The sequence below is a fragment of the Sphingopyxis sp. genome (assembly GCF_041916015.1).
Taxonomy (GTDB): domain Bacteria; phylum Pseudomonadota; class Alphaproteobacteria; order Sphingomonadales; family Sphingomonadaceae; genus Sphingopyxis.
This window is the reverse complement of record NZ_JAYSAH010000012.1, coordinates 1-22,054: the sequence shown is the minus strand read 5'-3', so window position 1 is coordinate 22,054 and position 22,054 is coordinate 1. Positions and strand designations below refer to the sequence as shown.

Below are 22,054 nucleotides of genomic sequence, written 5' to 3'. Positions count from 1 at the left end.
GTGGGCCTAGCACAATCGCATGACCGACTATTCCGACCTGATCCAGCCCGACAAGGGGCAGGATGCCCGCACGATCCATCTCGTCGACAAGAAAAGCTATGATGCCTGGCTCAAGGGCCGCAGCGCCCGCGAGCGCGCGCACCTTGCGGCGGTCGGCTTCAAGCCCGACCCCTTCGTCCATGCGATCCTTCCCGGCGACGATCCCGAACGCTGGGCGGTGGTCACGACGGTCGCGAAGATTGAGGAGCTTTCGGCCTGGTGCCTCGCCAAGCTGGCGCAGATCCTGCCCGAAGGCCGCTATCGCGTCGAAGGCGGACAACCCGGCAAGGCGCTGTTCGGCTGGCTGAGCGCGCAATACCGCTTCGATGCCTACAAGACGAACCCGGCCGTCAAAGGCGCGCGCGTGCTATTGACCAGCGATGTCGGCGCGATCGCGCCGATCGTTGCCGAGATGCGCGCGGTCGCGCTCGTCCGCGACCTCGTCAACACGCCCGCCGCCGACATGGGCCCTGCGATGATCGAGAAGGCCGCCGAGACGATCGCCAAGGCGCACGGCGGCAAGCTGACCGTCACCAAGGGCGAAGCGCTCGAACAGGGCTATCCGATGATCCATGCGGTCGGCCGCGCCGCGGCGAAGCATCATGCGCCGCGGCTGATCGAGATCGAGTGGGGCAAGGACAGCCATCCGCGCATCGCGCTGGTCGGCAAAGGGATCAGCTTCGACAGCGGCGGACTCGATATCAAGCCCGCATCAGGCATGCGGCTGATGAAGAAGGATATGGGCGGGGCGGCACACGTCCTCGCGCTTACCGAGCTGGTGATGGCGAGCGGACTGCCGGTGCGGCTCCATTGCCTCGTCGCGGCGGCCGAGAATGCAATCTCGGCGGACGCCTTCCGTCCGGGCGATGTGCTGAAGAGCCGCAAGGGCCTGACGGTCGAGATCGGCAACACCGATGCCGAGGGACGCCTCGTGCTCGGCGACGCCCTCGCCAAAGCCGGCGAGGACAAGCCCGAATTGATCGTCGATTTCGCGACGCTGACCGGCGCCGCGCGGGTCGCGCTGGGGCCGGACCTGCCCGCGCTCTACGCCAACGACGATGCGCTCGCCGACGATCTGCTGCGGGGCGGCACCGAGCGCGACGATCCGCTGTGGCGGATGCCGCTGTGGGACGGCTATGCCGACCTGCTCGAAACCGACATCGCCGACCTCGGCAATGCCGGAAGCTCCTCCTTCGCGGGGTCGATCACCGCGGCGCTGTTCCTGAAGCGCTTCATCCCCGACGATACGGCCTGGGCGCATTTCGATACCTTCGCGTGGCGCCCCTCGGCGAAGCACGGGCGTCCGAAGGGCGGCGCGGCGCTCGGGCTGCGCGCGGCGTGGGCGATGCTGCAAGCGCGCTATGACCGGCGCAGGAAAGGCGAACATCCTTGATAAAGCGGGGGGCGCTGGTCTAATGCGCCGCGATTGTCCGCCGGGCGCGGGAAAAGGGCTTTATTACAGGACGACCAGTGACAGCGAATAGCGGCGATATTTCAGCGGCAAACCGCGTGCGAATGGGGCGCCCCGGCGTCGCCGGACAGGGCCGCGACCGCTTCGGGCTGGCAGGCACCTCGCACGCCTATGATCCGCGCGTCGTCGCGATCCGCCCCGACCTCGCCGATATCGCGGTCGCCGGCGTCCATTTTGCGCCGCATTATGCCGCGCCGATGATGATGAGCGGGGTGCTCCCTGCCGCCGCGATGCGCGCTGCGCCGTCGCTCGACGCCGAGCAGACAAGCGAGCTGCTGTTCGGCGAGGGCTTCGCGCTGCTCGACCTCACGGGCGGCTGGGCGTGGGGCTATAGCCTCGCCGACCATTATGTCGGCTATCTCGCCGCCGAAGCGCTCGGCGCACCGATTGCGCCGACGCACCGCGTCGACATGATCGAGGCAATGCTCCATTCGGCGCCCGACGCCGCGAGCGGCGGCCCCGCCGTGCTGCCGCGCGGCGCGCTGGTGATGGGCGATGCCGAGGGCGAGTGGCTGAAGACCTCGCACGGCTATCTCCCGCTCGCCGCACTCGTCGAGGTCGGCCACGAGCATGACGATCCGGCGGCCGTCGCCGAAGCGATGGTCGGCACGCCCTACCTCTGGGGCGGCCGCACCGCGAAGGGCATCGACTGCTCGGGCCTCGTCCAGCTTGCCTGGTCGTCGGCGGGCATCCAGCTGCCGCGCGACAGCGACCTGCAGCTCGCTGCGCTCGGCGCCGACAAGGACGTCGCCGCCGCCGATCTCGCGCGCGGCGACCTCGTCTTCTTCCCCGGCCATGTCGGGATCATGGCCGACGGCCGGAACCTCGTCCATGCCAGCCGACGATGGATGGAGGTCAAGGTCGAGCCGCTCGCCGACGTCGTCGCGCGCTTTGCGGAAGAAGGACATGCGCCGCCGGTGAGCGGCATGAAAAGATTGCGGTAAATCCTTATGACACAGACGGTTTTCATCGACGGCGCGGCGGGGACGACGGGCCTCGAAATCGCCGGGCGGCTGGCCGGGCGCGCCGAGTTCTCACTGATCACGCTGGACGAGGCGCGCCGCAAGGACGCCGCCGCGCGGCACGAAGCGTTGAACGAAGCCGATTTCGTCATCCTCTGCCTTCCCGACGGAGCGGCGGTCGAAGCGGTCGGTATGATCCGCAACGACCGGACACGGGTGATCGACGCCTCGACCGCGCACCGGGTCGATGCCGCCTGGGCCTATGGCTTTCCCGAACTCGGCGCCCTCCAGCGCGAGAGGATTGCGGGATCGAAACGGGTGAGTAATCCCGGTTGCTACCCGACGGGATTCCTCGCGCTGGTTGCACCGCTCGTCGCGGCGGGCCTCGTCGCGCGCAATGCGCGGCTCAGCGTCAATGCCGTCTCGGGCTATTCGGGCGGCGGCAAGGAGCTGATCGCCCGGTTCGAGGCAGAACCGGACATCGGCTTTCGCAGCTACGGTCTCAATCTCGCACACAAGCATGTGCCCGAGATGCAGCAGCATGCTGGCCTGTCGCACCCGCCGCTATTCGCGCCAGCGGTGGTCCCTGTCTATCGCGGGATGCTGGTCGAGGTGCCGCTGGCGTTCGACCGGGCGGTCGCCGATGCGGCGTTCGATGCCCTCTCCGCCCAATTCGAGGGCTCCCCGCTGGTCGGCGTGCGCCGTGCAGGAGATGAAAGCGAATTGCTGCTCCGCAAGGACGACGCGGCGACCGACCGGATGGAGCTGATGCTCTATGCCGACCCGAGCGCCAGTCAGCTCCGCCTCGTCGCGCGGCTCGACAATCTCGGCAAGGGCGCCAGCGGCGCCTGCGTCCAGAATCTCAACATCATGGCGGGATTGCCCGAGACGGCGGGCCTGCGGCTTTAGATTCTCAGTGCACCGTGTCGAGCGCGGTGTCGATCGACAGATAGGTGATCAGCCGTTCGATCTGGCGCCAGCGCGCGAAATGGAGGTGGTTGCCGAGCACGCGATATTGCTCGGCCCGCGCCGCGGCCGCGAAGCCCGCTTCTTCGCCATGCTCGCGGATCAGCATGGTCGCATCGTCGACCGCGCCGCGGTCGGCAAGAAAAGGTGCTGGCAGTTGCATGCTGTCCCCGGCCCGTTGCATCGGCGCCGTCCTAACGCGCCCGCCTAACCGCCCCGTTCCCAACCGTGATGAACGAGTGGGTAAGGTTAATATCGAACCGTACGCGATTAACCATCGGTGCTCCGGAAACGCCTCTTTGCCCTCGCCGTCTCGCCGTGTAAGACTGCGGCCATGCGCAAAATCCTCAAATATGCGGGCATCGCCCTCGTCCTTCTGATCATCGCGGCGGGCATCGCCTATTATGTGCTGTCGCGGCCCGACGTCGCGCGCTTCTCGACCGCCGAGCTCAGCGGCCGGGTGCCGGTGATGGCGACGCAGCGCGCCGAGAGCATTCCGACGATGAACGTGCCCGAGGCGACCAGATGGCCCGCCGGTGAAGCGCCGCGGGCGGCGCAGGGGCTGAGTGTCGGGCGCTTCGCCGAAGGCCTCGATCACCCGCGCTCGATGCTCGTGCTGCCGAACGGCGACGTGCTCGTGGCCGAGGCGCAGAGCCCGCCGCGCGACAGCTCGGGGATCGAGAACAAGGTGATGGGCAGCCTGATGAGCAAGGCGGGTGCGGGTGGCAAGTCGGCGAACCGCATCACTCTGCTCCGCGACGCCGACGGTGACGGCAAGGCCGAGGTCAAGGCCGCCTATATCACCGGCCTCAACTCGCCCTATGGCATGGCGCTGGTCGGCAAGACGCTCTACGTCGCGAACACCGACGCGATCCTCGCCTTCCCCTATGTCGAGGGCGAGACGAAAATGAGCGGCAAGCCCGCGAAGCTCGTCGACCTGCCCGCGAAGGGCACCAACCGCCACTGGACCAAGAGCCTGACGGTATCGCCGAAGGGCTGGCTCTATGTCGGGGTTGGCGCCGATTCGAACATCGGCGAAAAGGGCCTCGGCAACGAGACGCGCCGCGCGAGCATCCTCGAGGTGCGGCCCGAGAATAAATATATGCGAACCTTCGCCGCGGGTATCCGCAACCCTGTCGGCCTCGCCTTCTATCCCGGCAGCAACCAGCTCTGGGCGGTGGTCAACGAGCGCGACATGCTCGGCAGCGATCTGGTTCCCGATTATATGACCGACATCGACGAGGGCGATTTCTATGGCTGGCCCTGGTATTATTGGGGCGGCTACATCGACCCGCGCGTTCCGCCGGAGGACGAGGATCGCCGCCAATATGTGAAGCGCCCCGACTATGCGCTGGGCTCACACGTCGCGCCGCTCGGCTTCACCTTCACCGACAGACTGAACCTTGGCGAGCGCTGGGCGAACGGCGCGCTGGTCGCGCTGCACGGGTCGTGGAACCGCGAGCCGGTGTCGGGCTATGACGTGGTGTTCGTGAAATTCGGCGCGAACGGCAAGCCGGTCGATGCGCTGCCCGTCCCCTTCCTCGACCGGTTCCTGGCCAAGGACGGCAAGACGACGCGCGGCCGACCGGCCGACGTCAAGGTCGCGAAGGATGGCAGCGCGCTGGTTGCCGACGATACCGGCAACACGATCTGGCGGGTCGCGAAGGCGGGTTGATAATCCCTTCACCAAATTCCCAGCCGTCCCCGTCCATGGCGCTTGCCTCGCGCGTAACAGCGGCCGGTTTTGCGCCACCTCCGGATATGGCACGGACGACTTAAGCAGAGATTTACTTTTTTCTCTAAAGAATCGTGCCCGCATTGTCAGGACGTCGCCACCGTGGACAGGTCATTCCCAAGCTGGATCAAGGTGATAGGCGGAGTTGCATTTTCGATTGGCGCAACCTTGCTCTTCATGGACATTGTCAGAACTTTCCCCGACATGGAGGTCACGCCGCAATGGTTCAAGGCGGGCGCGCTCTGCGCGGCCGTGATCTCGACCCCGGTCTGCATCTTCCTCAACCTTCAGGGGCGCCGGATCGCGGAATTGCACGCGCAGCTCAGCGAGGCCTATCTGGAGTTGGAGCAGCGGGCCAGCATCGATCAGATGACTGGTCTGTCGAACCGCGAGTCGTTCCTGGCGACCATCAATCTCCATGCGGAGCGCGGCTGGCTGATCGTCGGGGACCTCGATCATTTCAAGCAGATCAACGACCGGCACGGTCACGTCATTGGCGACAAGGTGCTTGAGAAAGTCGGCGAAGCGATCCGTCAATGCGTGCGGGAAGAAGATATTTGCGCGCGGCTCGGCGGCGAGGAATTCGGCATATTTCTCCCCAAGGCGTCGCGTAAAACGGCGGAATCCATTGCCGAGCGCGTTCGATCGGCCATCGCCGATCTTTCGATCCGCACCCGCGCGGGAGAATTGGTAACGCCGACGATCAGCATCGGCGCATCGCGAAGGGAGGCGGCCGGCCTCCGGGATCTCATCGAACGGGCCGATAATGCCATGTATCAGGCCAAGCACAAAGGCCGCAATCAGGTCGTCTTTGCAGAGGCGCGGAGCTCGGCCTGAGTCCGCCCCCTCTCCGCATCGCTATCTGAGGGCTCGTTATACGCGCATCGGCATCAGCACATAGAGCGCCGGGCTCTTCTCGCTTTCGCGGATCAGCGTCGGGGCGTTGGCGTCGGCGAGGTGCAGTTCGACATTGTCGCCATCGACCTGGCCGAGGATGTCGCTGAGATAGCGGGCGTTGAAGCCGATCTCCATCGCCTCGCTGTCATAGCCGGCGGCGAGCTCCTCGGCGGCGGTGCCGTTTTCGGGGCTCGTGACGCTGAGCGTGATGCGGTCCTTGTCGAGACCGACCTTGACCGCGCGGGTCTTTTCGCTGGCGATCGTCGATACGCGATCGACGCCCTGGAACAGGCTCTTGGGATCGACCTTCAAGAGCTTGTCGTTCGCGGTCGGAATGACGCGGCTGTAGTCGGGGAAGGTGCCGTCAATCAGCTTCGAGGTCAGTACGGCGTTGCCGAGCTGGAAGCGAATCTTCGAAGCCGACAGGCTGATCTCGACATTGCCCTCGGCCTCGTCGAGCAGCTTGCGGATTTCGCCGACGCATTTACGCGGCACGATCACGTCGGGCATGCCGGTGGCGCCGTCGGGGCGCGTCACCGTGTAGCGCGCGAGGCGGTGGCCATCGGTCGCGGCGGCCTTCAGCACCGGCCCCGTCGCATCCTCTGCGACGTGGAAGAAGATGCCGTTCAGATAATAGCGCGTTTCCTCGGTCGAGATGGCGAAGCGCGTCTTGTCGATGATCTGGATCAGTTCGGCGACCGGCAACTCGAAGCTAGTCGGCAGGTCCCCTTCGGCAATCACCGGAAAATCGTCGCGCGGCAGCGTCGGCAGGTTGAAGTTCGAGCGGCCGGCCTTGACCTGCATCTTGCCCTCGGCGGCGGCGAGGCTGACTTCGGAACCCTCGGGCAGCTTGCGCGCAATTTCGAACAAAGTGTGCGCCGAGACGGTCGTCGTGCCGGGGGTTTCGACTTTTGCCGCGATCGTTTCGACGACCTGCAGATCGAGATCGGTCGCCATCAATTTGAGCTGACCGCTGGCGTCGGCTTCGATCAGGACGTTCGACAGAATGGGAATGGTGTTGCGCCGTTCGACCACGGACTGGACGTGGCCGAGGCTCTTGAGCAGCACCGCACGTTCGATCGTCGCTTTCATATTATCACATCATCCCTGTAGCGCGGGAAAAGTCCCTGAGAGTCCGGCGAGACGGGCCTTTCGCCCCGAATCCCGTCCCCCGAAAATGTCCACCTTCCTTAACGCCCGCACGGCGCGGTGCAAGCCATGCTTGCAAAGCATCCGCAATCGCGCGAACGGGAACCATGCGGCAGACGGCCCTTCTTTTCCTGATCGCGCTGGTGGTTCCGGCGGCCGCATTCGCCGCGCCGCGCACCGCGCTCGGCATTTTCGACGGCTGGGCCGCATTCCGCGAGGCGCAGACCGCGCGCTGCTACGCCATCGCCGCGCCCGCCGCGACGATCGGCAAGCCGCAGGTCAAAGCCTATGCCAGCGTCGGATATTGGCCGAAGTCGCGCATTCGCGGCCAATTCTACATCCGCCTGTCGAAGGAACGCGGCGCGGGGCGCGAACTGCGCCTGACGGTGGGCAGCCGCCGCTTCGTCCTGACCGGCAACGGCGTCCACGGCTGGGCGAGCGATGCGCGGATGGACGCCGCGGTCATCGCCGCGATGCGCGCTGCGCCGAGCATGAGCGTGGAGAGCAGCACCGAGGCCGGCGGCGCGATCGCCGACACCTATCGCCTGCGCGGCGCGGCGACCGCGATCGACGCGGCGGCACTGGGATGCGCGAACATCCGCTAAGGCAGTTTCGGAAAGCGGCGGATTTCTGCGCAACTTTATTCGGGATTGATATTTTCTCGTCATCCCGGACTTGATCCGGGAGCCATTCATCCAGCGCTGCGCCAATGAACCCCGGATCAAGTCTGGGGTGACGAAAAGAGGATTGTCGGACCCGACCGAAAACGGCGGAATACAGCGTAACTTCACTCGGAATTCGCATTTGCGCGTGAAGGCGGTCTGGAGTTGGGAGAGCATGGCACGGACGCTATGCCAGCAGAAGATTGTAGGACAGCGATTTGTCGATCGCCCCCTATTCCCGCCCCAGCTTCGCCAGCGCGTTCGCCAGAAAATCCAGCACGATGCGGATGCGCGGGACGCGACGGAGGCGTTCGTGGGTGAGCAGCCAGAGGCCGGTGGTGTCCTCCGCCTTGGGCGGGATGCAGCGGATCAGGTCGGGCTCGCGGTCGGCGAGGAAGGCGGGCAGGATCGTGAGGCCCATGCCCGCGCGTACCCCGGCGAGCAGGCCCGAAGCGCTGTCATATTGCATGACCACCGAATCCTCGAGCCGATATTGGCGGAGCCATGCCAGATAGGGTTCCCACACTCCGCCGCCGCCGCCGATGAACGGATGGGTCGCGAGCTGTTCGCGGCTGTGCGGGATGCCGTGGCGGTCGGCATAGTCGCGGCTGCAATAGACCGTCCACGGATTGTCGGCGATGCGCCGCCCGACGAGGCCTGCGCCCGCGGGCTGCTTGCTGCTGCGCAGCGCGATGTCGGCGGCGCCGGCGGCGAGGTCGCGCGGCTCGTCCGAGGTATCGAGATGGATGTGGATGCCCGGATGCGCGGCGCGGAGGTCGCGCAGGATCGGCGGCAGGACCGTCACCGCGAAGATTTCCATCGTCGTCAGGCTGACCGTACCGCCCGCGTCGCGCGAGCGGGCGCCCGCGGCATCCTCGAACCGGTCGGCGGCCTCGCGCACCGCGACCGCGCTCGCGAGCATCGCCTCGCCCACCGCGGTCAGCGCATAGCCCGTCTGCCGGCGCTCGAACAGGTCGAGCCCCGTCGCCGCCTCCAGCGCCGCGATGCGCCGCGCGACAGTCGTCTGACTGACGCGGAGCGCCTGCGCGGCGGCCAGCGTGCTGCCGGTGTCCGCCACCGCGAGAAAGGATTTGAGGTCGTTCCAGTCGAACATGATGCCTTTTGCGGAATAATCCTATGCGCCGCATTCTGCAATTATGCAGAATGGTCGCGCAACATCGTTGCTCCCGCGGCGGCGGGCGATCGCTTATCTGACGATTGCCGGCTTCCTCCCCTCCTTACCCGCCGGCCGATGGAGATCCAGATGACAAAAGCTCTGATCCTCGCCGCGCTGGCCGCGACTTCGCTGGTCCAGCCCGTTTTCGCCGAACCCGTGACCCGGACCGTCGTCGTCGAGCATGGCGATCTCGACCTCGGCACGCCGGCCGGCGCCAAATCGCTCCAGCACCGCGTGTGGCGCGCCGTCGTCGCCGTGTGCGGAACGGCCTCCGACTTCGACGTCGCGGGCAAGAACGACATCCAGCACTGCCGCCGCGACACCTTGCAGGTCGCGTCGGCAAAGGCCGAGCAGGCGCTTGCCCGCATGTCGCGGAGCGAGCCTGTTCGCGTCGCCGCGATCCGCAACTGATCGGCGGGCACTCGGCCGACACCTTGCAGGGCCGCGATCCCGGTGGATCGCGGCCCTGATTTTCATCCGCCGTCCCGCGATTGCGCAAACCGCCCTTCCCCATTATATGGCCGCGCATCATGCAGATTCCCGGCCATATCGACCCCGTCACGACGGGCACCGTTCCGTTGCGCGGCGGCAACCGCATCGACCTGGTCGGGCTGACCCGCGACGCGATCCGCGCCGAACTGGTCGAGGCGGGGCTCGACGCCAAGGGCGCGAAGCTGCGCGCGAAGCAGATCTGGCACTGGATCTATCATCGCGGCGTCACCGATTTCGAGGCGATGACCGATATCGCCAAGACGATGCGCCCATGGCTGACCGACCGCTATATCATCGGGCGCCCGACGGTGCGCGAGGCGCAGGTGTCGAACGACGGCACGCGCAAGTGGCTGCTCGCCGCGGCGGACGGCCAGGAATATGAGATGGTCTTCATTCCCGACGCCGATCGGGGAACGCTCTGCGTGTCGAGCCAGGTCGGCTGCACGCTGAACTGCCGTTTCTGCCATACGGGCACGATGCGCCTCGTCCGCAATCTCGGCGCGGGGGAGATCGTCGGGCAGGTGCTGCTCGCGCGCGATGCGCTCGGCGAATGGCCGAAGGGCAATATGGCCTCGACCGCCGATAGCGACGACGAGGACGACGAGACCGGCCACTACACCCCCGACGGGCGGATGCTCACCAACATCGTGATGATGGGGATGGGCGAGCCGCTCTATAATTTCGATGAGGTCAAGGGCGCGCTGAAGATCGTCATGGACGGCGACGGGCTGGCGCTGTCGAAGCGGCGCATCACCCTGTCGACGAGCGGCGTGGTGCCGATGATGGCGCGCGCGGGCGAGGAGATCGGGGTCAATCTCGCCGTCTCGCTGCACGCGGTGTCGAAGGAGATCCGCGACGAGATCGTGCCGCTCAACCGCAAATATGGCATCGAGGAACTGCTCGCCGCCTGCGCCGCCTATCCGGGCGCGAACAATGCGCGGCGCATCACCTTCGAATATGTGATGCTGAAGGACAAGAATGACAGCGATGCCGACGCGCGCGAGCTCGTGCGGCTGATCAAGCAGTATAAGCTGCCCGCGAAGGTGAACCTCATTCCCTTCAACCCCTGGCCCGGCGCGCCCTATGAATGCTCGTCGCCCGAGCGGGTGCGCGCGTTCAGCAACCTGATCTTCGAGGCGGGCATCTCCGCCCCGATCCGCACCCCGCGCGGGCGCGACATCATGGCCGCGTGCGGCCAGCTCAAGAGCGCCGCGACCAAGCCGACGCGCGCCGAACTCGACCGCATCGCCGAGGAAAAGCAGGCCGCGCTCGGCTGATTCGCTTTCGCGCTTTCCTGTAAAATCCCATGACCCGATGCCGCGCGGAGGGCGAGGCACGCCTGCATACCTATGCTGTGTTGTAAAAATAACACAGGTAAGAAAATTGTCATATTCTGAACGATCCATTCATGGCAGCGACAGCCGCGAGGGCCATTTAGAGCCCCGGGCCGCGACCCAAAGGGCGTGGTCCGAAGGAATGAAAAGGAAAAGATTATGAAGAAGTTCGCAGTTGCCGCCGCTCTCCTCTCGGCAGTTGTCGCCACCCCTGCTCTCGCTGCCGACGGCGGCGAAGCCCGCGTCGAAGTGCGCGGCGGTTATGTGACCGGCAGCGGTCTCGACGACGCCACCCTCGGTGTTGCGGGCGGTTATGATTTCGATCTCGGCTCGACCGCTTTCGCGGGCGCCGAAATCGCCGGCGACAAGGTGCTGGTCGACGGCGCCAAGGTCCAATTCTCGGCCGGTGGCCGCGCGGGTGCCAAGGTCGGCACCAACGGCAAGCTCTATGCCAACGCCGGTTACACCTTCGGTCAGATCGACGACCCGTACATCGGCGCCGGCTACCAGCACAAGCTGGGCCAGAGCCTGTACGGCAAGCTCGAGTATCGCCACCAGTTCATCGGCAACAACGTCAAGGACTTCGACACCTTCGCTGTCGGCCTTGGCCTCGCGTTCTGATCCGTTCGGAACAGCGACACGATAGGGAAAGGGGCGGCCTGCGGGTCGCCCCTTTTCTTTTGCGCGCGATCCGGCCACGGTAAGCCCATGACCGCTTTCGCCTATATCGCGGCCGCGCTCGCCGAGATCGCCGGATGCTTCGCCTTCTGGGCGTGGCTGCGGCTGGACAAATCCATGTGGTGGATTGCACCGGGGATGGCGTCGCTGGCGCTGTTCGCCTATCTCCTGACGCTGGTCGATGCCGACCATGCGGGACGCACCTATGCGGCCTATGGCGGCGTTTATATCGTTGCGGCGCTCCTGTGGTTGTGGACAGTCGAGGGGGCGCGGCCCGATCGCTGGGATATGACCGGCGCGATCGTTTGTCTGGGCGGCGCCGCGATCATCCTGTTCGGACCGCGCGGAGCAGTGGCATGAGCTATCCGATCGACGCCGTGCTGACCGGCAAGGCGCGCATCTTTCGCGGCGAGGAGGCGAGCGCGATCGGCAAGATGCCGGCCGCGGGGCCGCTGTCCGTCGGCTTCCTCGGGATCGACGGCGATGAACAGGCCGATCTCTCGGTGCATGGCGGCCCCGACAAGGCGATCCATCATTATCCGCGCGACCATTATGGCTGGTGGGCCGAAACGCTGGGGAGCCATGCCCTGCTCGAAGCGCCGGGCGCGTTCGGCGAGAATATTTCGACTGCGGGGCTGGTCGAAAGCGAAGCGTGCCTCGGCGACCGCTACCGGCTCGGCACCGCGCTGGTCGAGATCAGCCAGGGGCGCCAGCCGTGCTGGAAGCTCGGGCATCGCTTCGGGGTCGCAAGTGTGCCGGCAACGGTGGTGAAGACGCGGCGGAGCGGCTGGTATTATCGCGTGATCGAGGAAGGCGCCGTCGCTGCAGGAGACGAGCTGGCGCTGGTCGAACGGCCGCTGCCCGAATGGAGCGTCGAGCGGGTGTTCCGGCTGCTGATCGGCGGCGGCGGCAAGCACGAGCCCGAAGCGCTGAAGGCGCTGGCCGCGATGGAAGCGCTGGCGGCGACGTGGCGCGCGCGGGCGGAGAAATTGCTGCCCTAGCCCCGTCTCCCGTCGTCATTCCCGCGAAAGCGGGAACCTAGTTCCAGCGTTGCTACTGGGTTCCCGCTTTCCCGGGCACACCGATGTTATAACTCCTTGGAAGTCGCCATTTGAGGCGCTAGTTTCGCCTGACATTGCTTCGCGACGGCAGCATGATCTCGGCAATCCGCCTTTTCCCGGCCACACGATCCAGATGGACAAAAACATCCACTGTACTCGCGACATAGTGCCTCACATCGTCGCGGTTAAGCTGGGTCCCCGCCTGTAGCGCCAGTAGGACAATCTGTTCGATGGCGCTCTGTGCATTATCGGCGTGAATGGTGCTCATCGATCCCGGATGGCCTGTATTGACGGCACGCAGGAAAGCAAAGGCTTCTTCGCCGCGAAGTTCGCCCAATATGATCCGGTCGGGCCGCATACGCAGGGATGCGGCGAGCAGATCATTGGCGCTGACCATGGCTTCACCCAGCGCGCTGCGTGCTGCGATCAGACCGACACTGTTGGCATGACGGACATACAGTTCAGGCGTATCTTCGATAAATATTAGCCGTTCCTGGGGAGGAATCTCGCGCAGCAGAGCATTCAGGAAAGTAGTTTTCCCGGTCGATGTCCCGCCCGACACCAGAATATTGCGCCGTGCGACAACTGCACCGCGAAGCATGCCCGCAATATCCGCTTTGGCCAGCTTATCGGCCAGCAACTCATCCGCCTTGCTTCGATCAGCGGTCCCGCGCAGCGTTTCATCAAAGGCGCCGGCGGAAACATAATCGTCGAGCGACAAATCAGGCGAGACATGTTTGCGGATGGCCAGCGCGATCGCACCGCGCGTTGCTGGCGGAGCGACGATTTGGACACGCGCGCCATCAGGCAAAGTGGCCGACAACAGGGGATGTTCGCGGCTGATGCCTTGACTGGAAAACGCAGCGATCTGCCTGGAAAGCCGGGCGAGTGTCGGCTCGTCCAGACGGGGGGCTTCATGCCGCTCAATTTCCCCGGCAATAGTTTCGACCCAAATCTCGCCGGGACGGTTGACATAGATGTCGGTGACATCGGTGCGAGCGAGCACGTCAGTAAGCGGGGCAAGATAGGATTTGAGGTAAATGCCGGCATGGCCAACGACCTTGGCAGGATCGCTCACCGCTCGACGTCCCGGCCACTGAAATCGAGGTCGCGGGCGACAAAGATCGAAATGCTTGTACCCTGTTTCACTTTCAGTGTCGGCATTATCTGCGATGGGTCGATGGCCTGTGTCGTACCCGTTCCCTGCTGCACTATGCCGGGCAGCACCACAATCGGACCGTCAACTGCTCGTCCGGCAAGATTAACGCCGAAATCGAGCGCCGATCGCAGGATCGCTCCAGCAAAGCGTTCGAAGAAATGCGAGTTGACCTGCGCCTTTATGCCTGTGCCGCCGAGCGTATCGCTCGCCGGTGACTCAATATTCACAGTGACGCCGTCTGGCCGGATCAGCCGGACCCAGTTGACCAGCAGCCTGTTCTGCCCCGGAGCGGTTTCCGAGTGATATTCGCCGATCAACCGGCTGCCGCGCGGGATAAGCACAAGCCTGCCATCGAAACCACGGACATCGTGCGAGACAATCGCGCGCGCCAGACCGGGACGCGTCGAATTGAGTGCGGTTTCCAGTACGGCGGGAATCAGCGTTCCTTGCGAAACGGTGAACAGTGGATTGGCGAACACGCCCGCGCGCGACCGGCTCCCCAATATGCGTGTCGCCCCAGGCGTCGAAGGGAATTGGACATTCGCACTCTCGCCAGTAGCGGCCTGATCCGCAGCTGACGGCCGCGACCCGGCGTCAAACACAAGCGCGGGTTCGGAAGGCGCTCGGGGCGCACGTTGAGGCGCTTGTCTGACGGGATTTGGAGAAATTGGCGGCGGGGGTGCCGGCTGATAGATAATCTGCGGGGGTGGCGGCTTCGGGCTGGGCGCCGGGGCTGCCTCGGCAGAATCGGGCATGAGCATCGGCATGGGCGTCCAAGGCGGGAGATAGAGTGGCGGGAGCGATTTCTGCGGCGCAAGCCGATCCGTTGCACCCGGCTTGACCGCAGGCGCCGAAGCAGCGCGGCGACGAGCTTCCAACGCCGTGAACAGCAGGATCGCAAGCAAGACGGCACCCAGCAAGATGCCCCAAGGCGGAATGCCCTGACGCGGCAAGCGAACTACCGGTTCGGCCCCAGCCTCACCCGGCAAGCGGGCCATGATCCGTGGGTCGCTCCCCTTGGGATGGGTGGAGGCCGCCATCAATTGGCCTCCACGACGCGGCGGGCGTGCGCAACATGATTATCGATCCGGAACATCAGCTTCGGAGAAACGCGGTCGATCACGAAGATGTCGTCGCGCATCATGCCGTTGACGAGCGACTCCCGTCCGCTGCGGTCGATCGCATAGACAGCCGGGACCGGATCGTCATGATGCCATTCGATATAGGTATGGATGCCGTCGTCGCTGATGCCGATCGGGCGGACGACGCTTGAGCCGCTCAGCTTGTAGCGGCCCTCGACGCTTACGACCTGCTCGTCCGCACGCTCGCCGCCATCGACTGACGGATAATTGAATCGCAGCGTATAGGCCATGTTCGGGGACGGTCCGCCGAGCGGTATCAATTCGAACAAATAGGTTCTGATGCTCGTTACCACCGTCATATTGGTAGTAACCCCGAACGCCACCGGCTTGATAAACATATGATCGCCGCGATGGCTGGGCGTTGCTTGCCAAGAAGAGGCATCGCCGACCGCAACACTCTCGATCATTTCGTCGGGACCGAATTCGACTGTAAGCTGATATCCTGGGGCAACGCTGAGCTGGATGATCTTGTCCTCGACATAATCGACCGACTGGATTCGCGGATCGAGGTCGATCGGGCGCGGGGTAATCTGCGCAGCCAGCGGGGGCGCTGCGAAAAGACCAAGGCCGATCACGGCGGCAAGCAGTCTCACGATTTGGTCTCGGGCTGGGCTGGTTTCTGTTGCGGCGGCGGCGGCACCTGGGGGCGATATTGCGGAAAAGGCTGGCCCGCTCCGCCATAGGGATAGGGAGTCGTGCCCTGACCCGGCGCACCATAAGGGGGGACAGGATTGGCGGGTGCGGGATCGGGCGTCAGAGTTTCGGGATCGCGGCGATAGCGCGTCACTTCGAATCCCAGCGGATTGATGAAACGATCCTCGGCCTGCATCGGTTCGCCCGAATAGCGATAGCGGATTACAGCGACCCACGCGCGCGGCTGGCCCGCACGCCCGGTTTCATCGCGCAATATGGTTTCAAAGCGGACCATCGTCACATTCTTGGAGACGGGAGAGATACTCTTCACGCGGGTTTCGACGACCGAATTGCGGGGATAGAGCATTAGCGGACTGTTCGGGCTCGATGCCTGCATGTCATTCAGATATTGCGCGCGCGCGCCTTCCGCAGACCATAATCCGACACGCCGATAATTGGTCTGAAGCGAATCGATGTCATAGCTTTCGCGCGCGATGACATATTGGACGAGGAAGCTTTGCGTGAGCGCGGTGTCTCCCGATATTTTCTCGGGCTCGACCGGGTCCAGCGCTTGAACATAGCCGGTCGTCTTATCGACAAGCAGAGTATAGGGCTGGACAGTCTTGAGCGGCATCAGGACGATCAGCGCGATGGCCTCCATCAACGCGATGGCCGCGGCCGTGCCGGCGATGATCCACGCCATGCGCCGTGACTTGCGCTGCGTGTCCTGCTGGTCCTTCGCCCAGCTGTCGGCTTCGACATAATAGGCGTCGAGCGCTTCCCTCGAATGTTTGTTCATGCGCGCCTGTCCCTTCGTCCGGAGCTGGCGGAAGAGCGCGTTGTCGTTCGGCGTTTTTGGCTTTGGCCGAGCGGCAGCGGAGCAGCGCGCGCCAGATCGCCGCCCAAGCCCGGGCGAACCTGTGCCGCACCCAGTGCCACCGAAGCGGGGGCAAGGCCCCCTGCCATGGCGACCCGACCTGCTTCGCGTCGGTGCGAAGCGGCCGCCGCGTCGGCGATCGCGACAGCGCGTGTTCTGCTTTCATCTGCGCTGCCGGAGCGGCTATCGACGATCTGGCGTGAATGAGCCCGCAGCCGGCCTGACACCTCTTGCGGCATTATTCGCCAAGTTTCGGGCAAGCGGAATCCATAGGCTACCCAGCCGACGCCATAGAGGACAGCGCCCAAGGTCAGGGCAAAAATCAGCGTCACCGCGAACAGTTCAACGGCGACCCCCGGGGTAGGGTAGCCCGCCAGTCGCGTCGCGATTAGCTGACCAAGCCAAGGCTCGATCATGGCCAGTTCGACGCCTAGGACAATCGACGCTCCCAGCGCGCCCAAGGCGGCGCCGCCGAGCACGCGCAGCCAGCCTTCGAAAACGCCACGCGTACCTTCAAAGAGCAGGAAGGCGATGAAAAATGGCCCTAGCGCAAGCAACAGTCCCGCAATCAACCAGGGCGCGGTAAGCGAGGTTATCGAGCCCGTAAGGAACATCATACGCGCACCGCCGAACATGAGCTCGTTGAACTCCGAGAGGGGAGCAGGCGTAAGGGGTGCGAGGCCGGGCTGCAGCGGCGCGGCGCCGGCACGTGGCGGCTCGCCGGCCTCTCCTGTACCCAAATAGCCAAGCGCGATGAGCGATTGGTCAGCATAGACGAGACGACCGACCAGCCCGCCTCCAGCGCCCGGCAAGTGTGCAGGACGGCCGATTTCCGAGGCCAATTGGGCCGGGGCACGGAACACCACGTCGTAGATGAGGGTCCGAAACGCGGGCCAGCTGGTTGCGAGTGCGAGTACGATGCCGATCTTGGCCAGCGCCAATACTCCGTCGCGCACGCTCGGACCTTCGCCGAGTAACATACGATAGCCGTAGAAGGCGACGAACAGGGTCAATAGCCCGGTCAGGGTCAGCGAAAGTGACGATCCCGGCGCCGCCAGCGCCTGATAGCCGCCCGACCCGATCGCCTGCGCCTGGCAATCGACAGCGTTGAGCACGGCCGATAGGAAATTATCCGAGGAAAGGCCGGGACACGCCATCAAGCTACTTCCAGCAGACGCGGCATCCAGGCAGCGGGATCGTCGCCCTCTTGCGCGCGGATTTCATCGAGTAGGCGGACCGTGCGTTCGCGGCCCGACATGATCATCAAAAGCGCCCGCTCGCCAGTCAGGTCGAGCCGCGCAACCACGCTGTCGCTACCATGCTTGACCAGAAAACAACGGGCGCTGTCGGGAAGCGTTCGGACGATTTCGAACTCGTGCGAGGTCAGGCCGAACCCGTCGATATAATCCTCTGCCCGCGCCTTGGGGTTGGCCATGAAAATCTGGGTGGCCGCTTGTTCGATGATCGCGCTGGCGATGCGGCTTTCAAGCGCATCCTGCGCGCTCTGCGTCGCGAACCCGACTATGCCGTTGCGCTTGCGGATGGTTTTTTCCCAGTCCTTGATCCGGCGGACGAAGATATCGTCGTCAAGCGCTTTCCAGCCTTCATCGACAATGATGATCGCGGCATTGCCGTCGAGCCGTTCCTCGACGCGGTGGAACAGATACATCATTGCCGGGGTGCGCATCGCCGGATCGTCAAGGATCTGGGTCATGTCGAACCCGACGGCCGAGGCGGCGAGGTCGGTGAGGTCGGCCTCGTTATCGAACAGCCAGGCGCGCTCGCCCTCGCCCCACCATGGCCGCATCCGCGCCCAGAGGTCCGACGCATGCGGCCTTTGCCCACCCCGGAAGAGTTCGGCCAAATAGCGCAGGCGGCGATGCTCGACCGGTTGTCCGAAATTGGCATCGACCGCGTCCTTGAGCCGCGCTGCCTCGTCAATATCCGCACCGCCTGCGAGCAGCGCCAGCCAGTCGATCAGGAACTGGCGGTTGACGGGATTGTCCTCAAGCTGAAGCGGATTGAGGCCGGACGGCGTCCCCGGGCGCAGCACATCATAACGCCCGCCGATGGCCCGGATAAACAGCTCGGCGCCTCGATCCTTGTCGAAGAAGATGATGCGCGGGTCGAATTTGCGCGCCTGGGCGAGCAGGAAATTGAGCACCACCGTCTTGCCCGAACCCGACGGCCCGATGACGGTGAAATTGCCGAGGTCGCCCTGATGGAAATTAAAATAATAAGGGCCGGCAGCCGTGGTCTCCAGCAACGTCACGGCGTCGCCCCAGTGATTGCCACTGGCGCGACCGAGCGGGAAGTTATGGATACTGGCAAAGCCCGCGAAATTGCTGGTCGAGACCAAGGCGCGACGGGCTATATATTTGAAGTTTCCGGGGAATTGTGCCCAGAATGCTGGCTCGAGCGCGATATCTTCCCTGACCGCGACAATGCCGAGATCGGCGAGCGCGGCGATCACCTCTGCGGCCCCTTCATCGACCGACTGGGGACTGTCGGCGCGAACCGCGATCGACATATGGTGCTCGCCAAAACCGGTCCGCCCGGCGGCGACATCGTCCTTCGCGTCCGCCAGCTCGTTGCGCAGGCTGGCCGCCTCGTCCTCGGCCGATTTCATCCGCCTGAGAGCAAGGTTCATCCGTCCCAGTGCCTGTTGGCGTTCGACAAAACCGAAGCTTTGCGAGACGACCATTTCGAATGGCAAGCGAAGCAGTTCGTCGAGCATGCCCGCGGCGGTCTGAGCCGGATAATCCTTGATCGAAACGATTCCGGCAAAACTGCGAGGCGCGGGGCCGGCCACGCTCAGTTCGATGGTTTCCTGGCCGAAGCTAACCCGGCGATAGGGGATATAGGATCCCAGATCCTGCCTAGGCAGCAATACCGGACGAAGCTCCGCGTTGTAGAGCGACGACAGGAACTCGAGAGGTTCGGAACATGACCCCTGGCGTGTCTGGTAGACCCCCAGCAAGCGGGGTTCATAGTTGCCCAGGGCCGCCATCAAGGCATCGCGGGCGGTATCGAGCTGGCGCTTCTCATACGCGCTGGCCGCTTCAGCGCCCTGTTCTGCGCGCGCCCATATCCCGCGTATTCGATCAAGGCCGCCCATACGGCCCTTTAAGGGACGGCGGATCAGGGTCAGGAACAACTCGTTCACATAAAGCTGCTTGGTGGCCAGCCGCTCTTGCCAGCTTCGGTTTAGCGTCCGCGAAAAATCGTCGGGATATTCGCCATCCAGTTCAGGATCGATGCGGCGGCGGACGATGTGATGATATAGCGCGAAACGCGAAGAGCCGATCGACTGGAGCATCGCATCACGCAATCGCTTGCGATAGTTTACCTCCTCGGTGTCGGCGGTTTCGAATAACAGGCCGCGCAGGTGGATAACCTGCATCAGCAGGCCGTCGCGGGTCTCTATCGTATGGTCATCGACATGGCGCGCATAAGGCAAGTGGTGCCCTGCGCTCTTTTCGCGAGCAACAACCTGCTGCTCCTTGTTCAGGGCCGATAGGAGTTGCATCGCCAGATCGCAAAATTCTTGATGCGCGGACAGCGGCTGGCCTTGGCAAGCCAGAGGTCGAAGAAGCGCGGTTCGCGCAGACAAAATATCATTCCGACTAGATGCACGACCAGAGCGGCGGCCAACGCCCAGGCCGACTTGAAAATAAGGAACAACTCTGTGGCGATCACGGCATTGGCGATGAAATAGCTATAAGTAACCCCCGCAAATATTTGCGGCCGCGTCAGTGCGACGAAGACCGTATCACGCTCGATCCCCTGCACGGCTTACCGTCCGCTCGCGGTGGACTGGATACCCGCGACGATGGAAGCCGCGCCGAACAGGATGAAACAGCCAAGGATGACCGTCGCGCCATAGCGCCAGTTGATCCGTCCGGTGAGCATCAGGAAACCGACCGTCGCCACCGCGATCACCGCGACGACGGTGGCCACCGTTCCCAGCAGGGTACCCTGTAACCAGCGAACCGCCTGGACGATGGCACCCGACCCCTCGGGATCGGACAACTCCCCCTGCGCCGAAGCGGCGGTCGCGAAAAAGGACGTCCACAATCCTGCGATTGTGGGCGTCACAAATCTAAACCGGTTTTGCACTTCTTCTTCCCTTATCCGTGATCATTTTTTGGGCGACTAAGTACCGAGCAGCGCCTGCAGAAACTCGTCGTCATCGAATTGGCTGGGGGGCGTTCGGGTTGGGCAGACCGGCAAGTCGGGAGCCTCGCTAGAAACTTTGGGTACGGCTCCAAAACGTACCACCACAAGGTTTTTCGACGGTATCACATACAGCCGCTGAAAGAGGCCGCCGGCAGCGGCGAAGGCGTCAAGCGGCGCAGACGGCCAGAGTTGCGTCCTGTCATCACACAAATCGGCCGCCACCACTGGCGGCAGGATGTCACCCGACTCGCCCGTTTCATCATAGTCATCTGGCCGTTGATATGTACTGATGTGCGTGACCGGATCCACCAGATCCGCGTTCAACCAGAACGATATACCATAGCCGCCAAATACAGGGTTGAGCGTATCGTCACTGGTGCTGGGCGTTAGCGCCCCATTGACGCAATTGTTCAGAGAACTCGCCGGCAGTAACCGTTCGCCATTCCACGTTCCCTGCTGCAACAAGAACTGACCATATTTTATCCACGCGCTGGCGGTAAGCGCTGCGCCGCCGGCCATTTGATCATGCGGATTAGCAATGGGGTTGGGATCGGAAGGGAGGCTATCGGCGTCAAGGGCCCCGTCCTGCCCCCAAGCATAGGCATCGGGGATATTCTCATAGGCATCGGGATAGCCATTGCCATCATGATCGGAGGCCGGGTCGTCAATAACATTGTCGGGAATGAGGGTCAGCCCGAACTTACTGAACAATTTTTGGTCTAAATATTCAACCGGATTGGGTCCCTGGAGGTTAATATGCAGTTTCCCATTGCCCGCATACGCACCTGAGCTCCCCAATGCTATCTGGAAATATAAAGCAAAATTTTGAAACGAAAGCGGATCATAGATAAAATTTGCATTCGACCTGTCGGTCGGCGAAATTTCATTTACAGCAAGATTATAGGTATCAGCCGTACTGACTTCATTAGGATTATATGACGAGTTACCAGCCAGTCCCGATTGGAGCATCAAAAGGTCGCGCAATGTTACATTAGCATCATTGTCAGTATTAGAAGTCCAGTCTGTTACCTTGTTTGCCACTTTTCGATTCAAATCCATATCGAATGAATGACCCTGATCATTTACGGCGAAGGCTTGCAAAGCGCAGCTGAAGCTCTTGGTTCCGCTGTTCAAAGTATGAACAAAATTCTCACTAGGATATTCTTTGCTATCTGGATCGGTATTTCCAGGGACACCCTTAAAAACAAGGCCCCCATCTTTCATAACAAGCAGATAATCTCCCTTATGATTTTTAGAATATTGTTCTGCGGCAATATAGTGATCATATTCATCGTCAGCATTGTTAGGGTCAGGACCCATTGATTTGCGGTAGCGATTATGATTCAGGCGACCACGAAGGAGCCTGAATTTGAGCGATTTATTCTGGCTGACGGACGAGCAGATGGCGCGTCTCCAGCCCTATTTTCCAAAGAGCCATGGC

At 63.4% G+C, this 22,054-nt stretch carries 23 protein-coding genes; 11 read left to right on the top strand and 12 right to left on the bottom strand.

The window, feature by feature from the left end; translation table 11 throughout:
* Positions 1 to 19 precede the first annotated feature (19 nt).
* From ACE3SL_RS01730 to argC, 3 genes are all read left to right on the top strand, one after another.
* Entirely contained in the window at positions 20 to 1,432 is a 1,413-nt protein-coding gene (locus ACE3SL_RS01730) for a M17 family metallopeptidase (RefSeq protein ID WP_374524036.1), read from the top strand.
* A 77-nt stretch (positions 1,433 to 1,509) separates the two neighbouring features.
* Positions 1,510 to 2,454 (top strand): C40 family peptidase, encoded by a 945-nt coding sequence (locus ACE3SL_RS01725; protein WP_374524035.1) that lies wholly within the window; start codon positions 1,510 to 1,512, stop codon positions 2,452 to 2,454.
* 6 nt (positions 2,455 to 2,460) lie between these two features.
* Positions 2,461 to 3,381, top strand: a complete 921-nt coding sequence (gene argC, locus ACE3SL_RS01720) for an N-acetyl-gamma-glutamyl-phosphate reductase (protein ID WP_374524034.1) — start codon at positions 2,461 to 2,463, stop codon at positions 3,379 to 3,381.
* Between the two features lie 4 nt (positions 3,382 to 3,385).
* Here argC and ACE3SL_RS01715 read toward each other — a convergent pair whose 3' ends face one another.
* Positions 3,386 to 3,601 carry a hypothetical protein gene (locus ACE3SL_RS01715; RefSeq protein WP_374524093.1) on the bottom strand — a complete coding sequence of 72 codons (216 nt, stop codon included), beginning with the start codon at positions 3,599 to 3,601 and terminating at the stop codon, positions 3,386 to 3,388.
* Between the two features lie 171 nt (positions 3,602 to 3,772).
* Between ACE3SL_RS01715 and ACE3SL_RS01710 the strand changes: the two genes are divergently transcribed.
* Complete coding sequence (locus ACE3SL_RS01710) at positions 3,773 to 5,113, top strand: sorbosone dehydrogenase family protein (RefSeq protein ID WP_374524033.1); 1,341 nt, start codon at positions 3,773 to 3,775, stop codon at positions 5,111 to 5,113.
* A gap of 237 nt (positions 5,114 to 5,350) precedes the next feature.
* Positions 5,351 to 6,010, top strand: a complete 660-nt coding sequence (locus tag ACE3SL_RS01705; protein ID WP_374524032.1) for a GGDEF domain-containing protein — start codon at positions 5,351 to 5,353, stop codon at positions 6,008 to 6,010.
* A gap of 36 nt (positions 6,011 to 6,046) precedes the next feature.
* On the opposite strand, the gene dnaN is transcribed toward ACE3SL_RS01705, so the two are convergent.
* Positions 6,047 to 7,162, bottom strand: a complete 1,116-nt coding sequence (gene dnaN / locus ACE3SL_RS01700) for a DNA polymerase III subunit beta (protein ID WP_374524031.1) — start codon at positions 7,160 to 7,162, stop codon at positions 6,047 to 6,049.
* A 164-nt stretch (positions 7,163 to 7,326) separates the two neighbouring features.
* On the opposite strand from dnaN, the gene ACE3SL_RS01695 reads away from it, so the two are divergent.
* Complete coding sequence (locus tag ACE3SL_RS01695) at positions 7,327 to 7,824, top strand: hypothetical protein (RefSeq protein WP_374524030.1); 498 nt, start codon at positions 7,327 to 7,329, stop codon at positions 7,822 to 7,824.
* Between the two features lie 289 nt (positions 7,825 to 8,113).
* Here the strand turns inward: ACE3SL_RS01695 and ACE3SL_RS01690 are convergent, their stop codons facing one another.
* On the bottom strand, positions 8,114 to 8,995 hold the full coding sequence (locus ACE3SL_RS01690) for a LysR family transcriptional regulator (protein WP_374524029.1): 882 nt from the start codon (positions 8,993 to 8,995) through the stop codon (positions 8,114 to 8,116).
* Positions 8,996 to 9,145: 150 nt separating this feature from the next.
* Here ACE3SL_RS01690 and ACE3SL_RS01685 point away from each other — a divergent pair, with 150 nt between their 5' ends.
* The 5 genes from ACE3SL_RS01685 to ACE3SL_RS01665 all read left to right on the top strand — a co-directional run bounded on the left by ACE3SL_RS01685 (position 9,146) and on the right by ACE3SL_RS01665 (position 12,563).
* Positions 9,146 to 9,469, top strand: coding sequence for a UrcA family protein (locus tag ACE3SL_RS01685; RefSeq protein ID WP_374524028.1), 324 nt, complete (start codon positions 9,146 to 9,148; stop codon positions 9,467 to 9,469).
* Between the two features lie 119 nt (positions 9,470 to 9,588).
* Positions 9,589 to 10,827 carry a 23S rRNA (adenine(2503)-C(2))-methyltransferase RlmN gene (rlmN, locus tag ACE3SL_RS01680; RefSeq protein ID WP_374524027.1) on the top strand — a complete coding sequence of 413 codons (1,239 nt, stop codon included), beginning with the start codon at positions 9,589 to 9,591 and terminating at the stop codon, positions 10,825 to 10,827.
* A 216-nt stretch (positions 10,828 to 11,043) separates the two neighbouring features.
* Entirely contained in the window at positions 11,044 to 11,505 is a 462-nt protein-coding gene (locus ACE3SL_RS01675) for a hypothetical protein (protein ID WP_374524026.1), read from the top strand.
* An 87-nt stretch (positions 11,506 to 11,592) separates the two neighbouring features.
* Positions 11,593 to 11,922 carry a YnfA family protein gene (locus tag ACE3SL_RS01670; protein WP_374524025.1) on the top strand — a complete coding sequence of 110 codons (330 nt, stop codon included), beginning with the start codon at positions 11,593 to 11,595 and terminating at the stop codon, positions 11,920 to 11,922.
* Entirely contained in the window at positions 11,919 to 12,563 is a 645-nt protein-coding gene (locus ACE3SL_RS01665; RefSeq protein ID WP_374524024.1) for an MOSC domain-containing protein, read from the top strand. The genes ACE3SL_RS01670 and ACE3SL_RS01665 overlap by 4 nt, the downstream gene beginning before the upstream one ends.
* A 118-nt stretch (positions 12,564 to 12,681) precedes the next feature.
* Here the strand turns inward: ACE3SL_RS01665 and virB11 are convergent, their stop codons facing one another.
* The 9 genes from virB11 to ACE3SL_RS01620 form a co-directional block, all read right to left on the bottom strand.
* Entirely contained in the window at positions 12,682 to 13,701 is a 1,020-nt protein-coding gene (virB11, locus tag ACE3SL_RS01660; protein ID WP_374524023.1) for a P-type DNA transfer ATPase VirB11, read from the bottom strand.
* Entirely contained in the window at positions 13,698 to 14,261 is a 564-nt protein-coding gene (locus tag ACE3SL_RS01655; RefSeq protein WP_374524022.1) for a TrbI/VirB10 family protein, read from the bottom strand. The genes virB11 and ACE3SL_RS01655 overlap by 4 nt, the downstream gene beginning before the upstream one ends.
* Positions 14,262 to 14,821: 560 nt before the next feature.
* Entirely contained in the window at positions 14,822 to 15,517 is a 696-nt protein-coding gene (locus ACE3SL_RS01650; protein WP_374524021.1) for a TrbG/VirB9 family P-type conjugative transfer protein, read from the bottom strand.
* Positions 15,514 to 16,356 carry a virB8 family protein gene (locus ACE3SL_RS01645; protein ID WP_374524020.1) on the bottom strand — a complete coding sequence of 281 codons (843 nt, stop codon included), beginning with the start codon at positions 16,354 to 16,356 and terminating at the stop codon, positions 15,514 to 15,516. Before ACE3SL_RS01645 ends, ACE3SL_RS01650 begins: the two co-directional genes overlap by 4 nt.
* Positions 16,353 to 17,591: a type IV secretion system protein gene (locus tag ACE3SL_RS01640; RefSeq protein WP_374524019.1), complete on the bottom strand. Its 1,239-nt coding sequence runs from the start codon at positions 17,589 to 17,591 to the stop codon at positions 16,353 to 16,355. The genes ACE3SL_RS01645 and ACE3SL_RS01640 overlap by 4 nt, the downstream gene beginning before the upstream one ends.
* The gene (locus ACE3SL_RS01635; RefSeq protein ID WP_374524092.1) at positions 17,591 to 19,963 is read right to left on the bottom strand and encodes a VirB4 family type IV secretion/conjugal transfer ATPase; all 2,373 of its coding nucleotides are present in this window, start codon (positions 19,961 to 19,963) and stop codon (positions 17,591 to 17,593) included. Before ACE3SL_RS01635 ends, ACE3SL_RS01640 begins: the two co-directional genes overlap by 1 nt.
* The gene (locus ACE3SL_RS01630) at positions 19,942 to 20,226 is read right to left on the bottom strand and encodes a type IV secretion system protein VirB3 (protein ID WP_374524018.1); all 285 of its coding nucleotides are present in this window, start codon (positions 20,224 to 20,226) and stop codon (positions 19,942 to 19,944) included. Before ACE3SL_RS01630 ends, ACE3SL_RS01635 begins: the two co-directional genes overlap by 22 nt.
* 3 nt (positions 20,227 to 20,229) lie before the next feature.
* Positions 20,230 to 20,532 (bottom strand): TrbC/VirB2 family protein, encoded by a 303-nt coding sequence (locus tag ACE3SL_RS01625; RefSeq protein ID WP_374524017.1) that lies wholly within the window; start codon positions 20,530 to 20,532, stop codon positions 20,230 to 20,232.
* Positions 20,533 to 20,589: 57 nt separating this feature from the next.
* Positions 20,590 to 21,933, bottom strand: a complete 1,344-nt coding sequence (locus ACE3SL_RS01620) for a serine hydrolase domain-containing protein (RefSeq protein ID WP_374524016.1) — start codon at positions 21,931 to 21,933, stop codon at positions 20,590 to 20,592.
* Positions 21,934 to 22,054 lie beyond the last annotated feature (121 nt).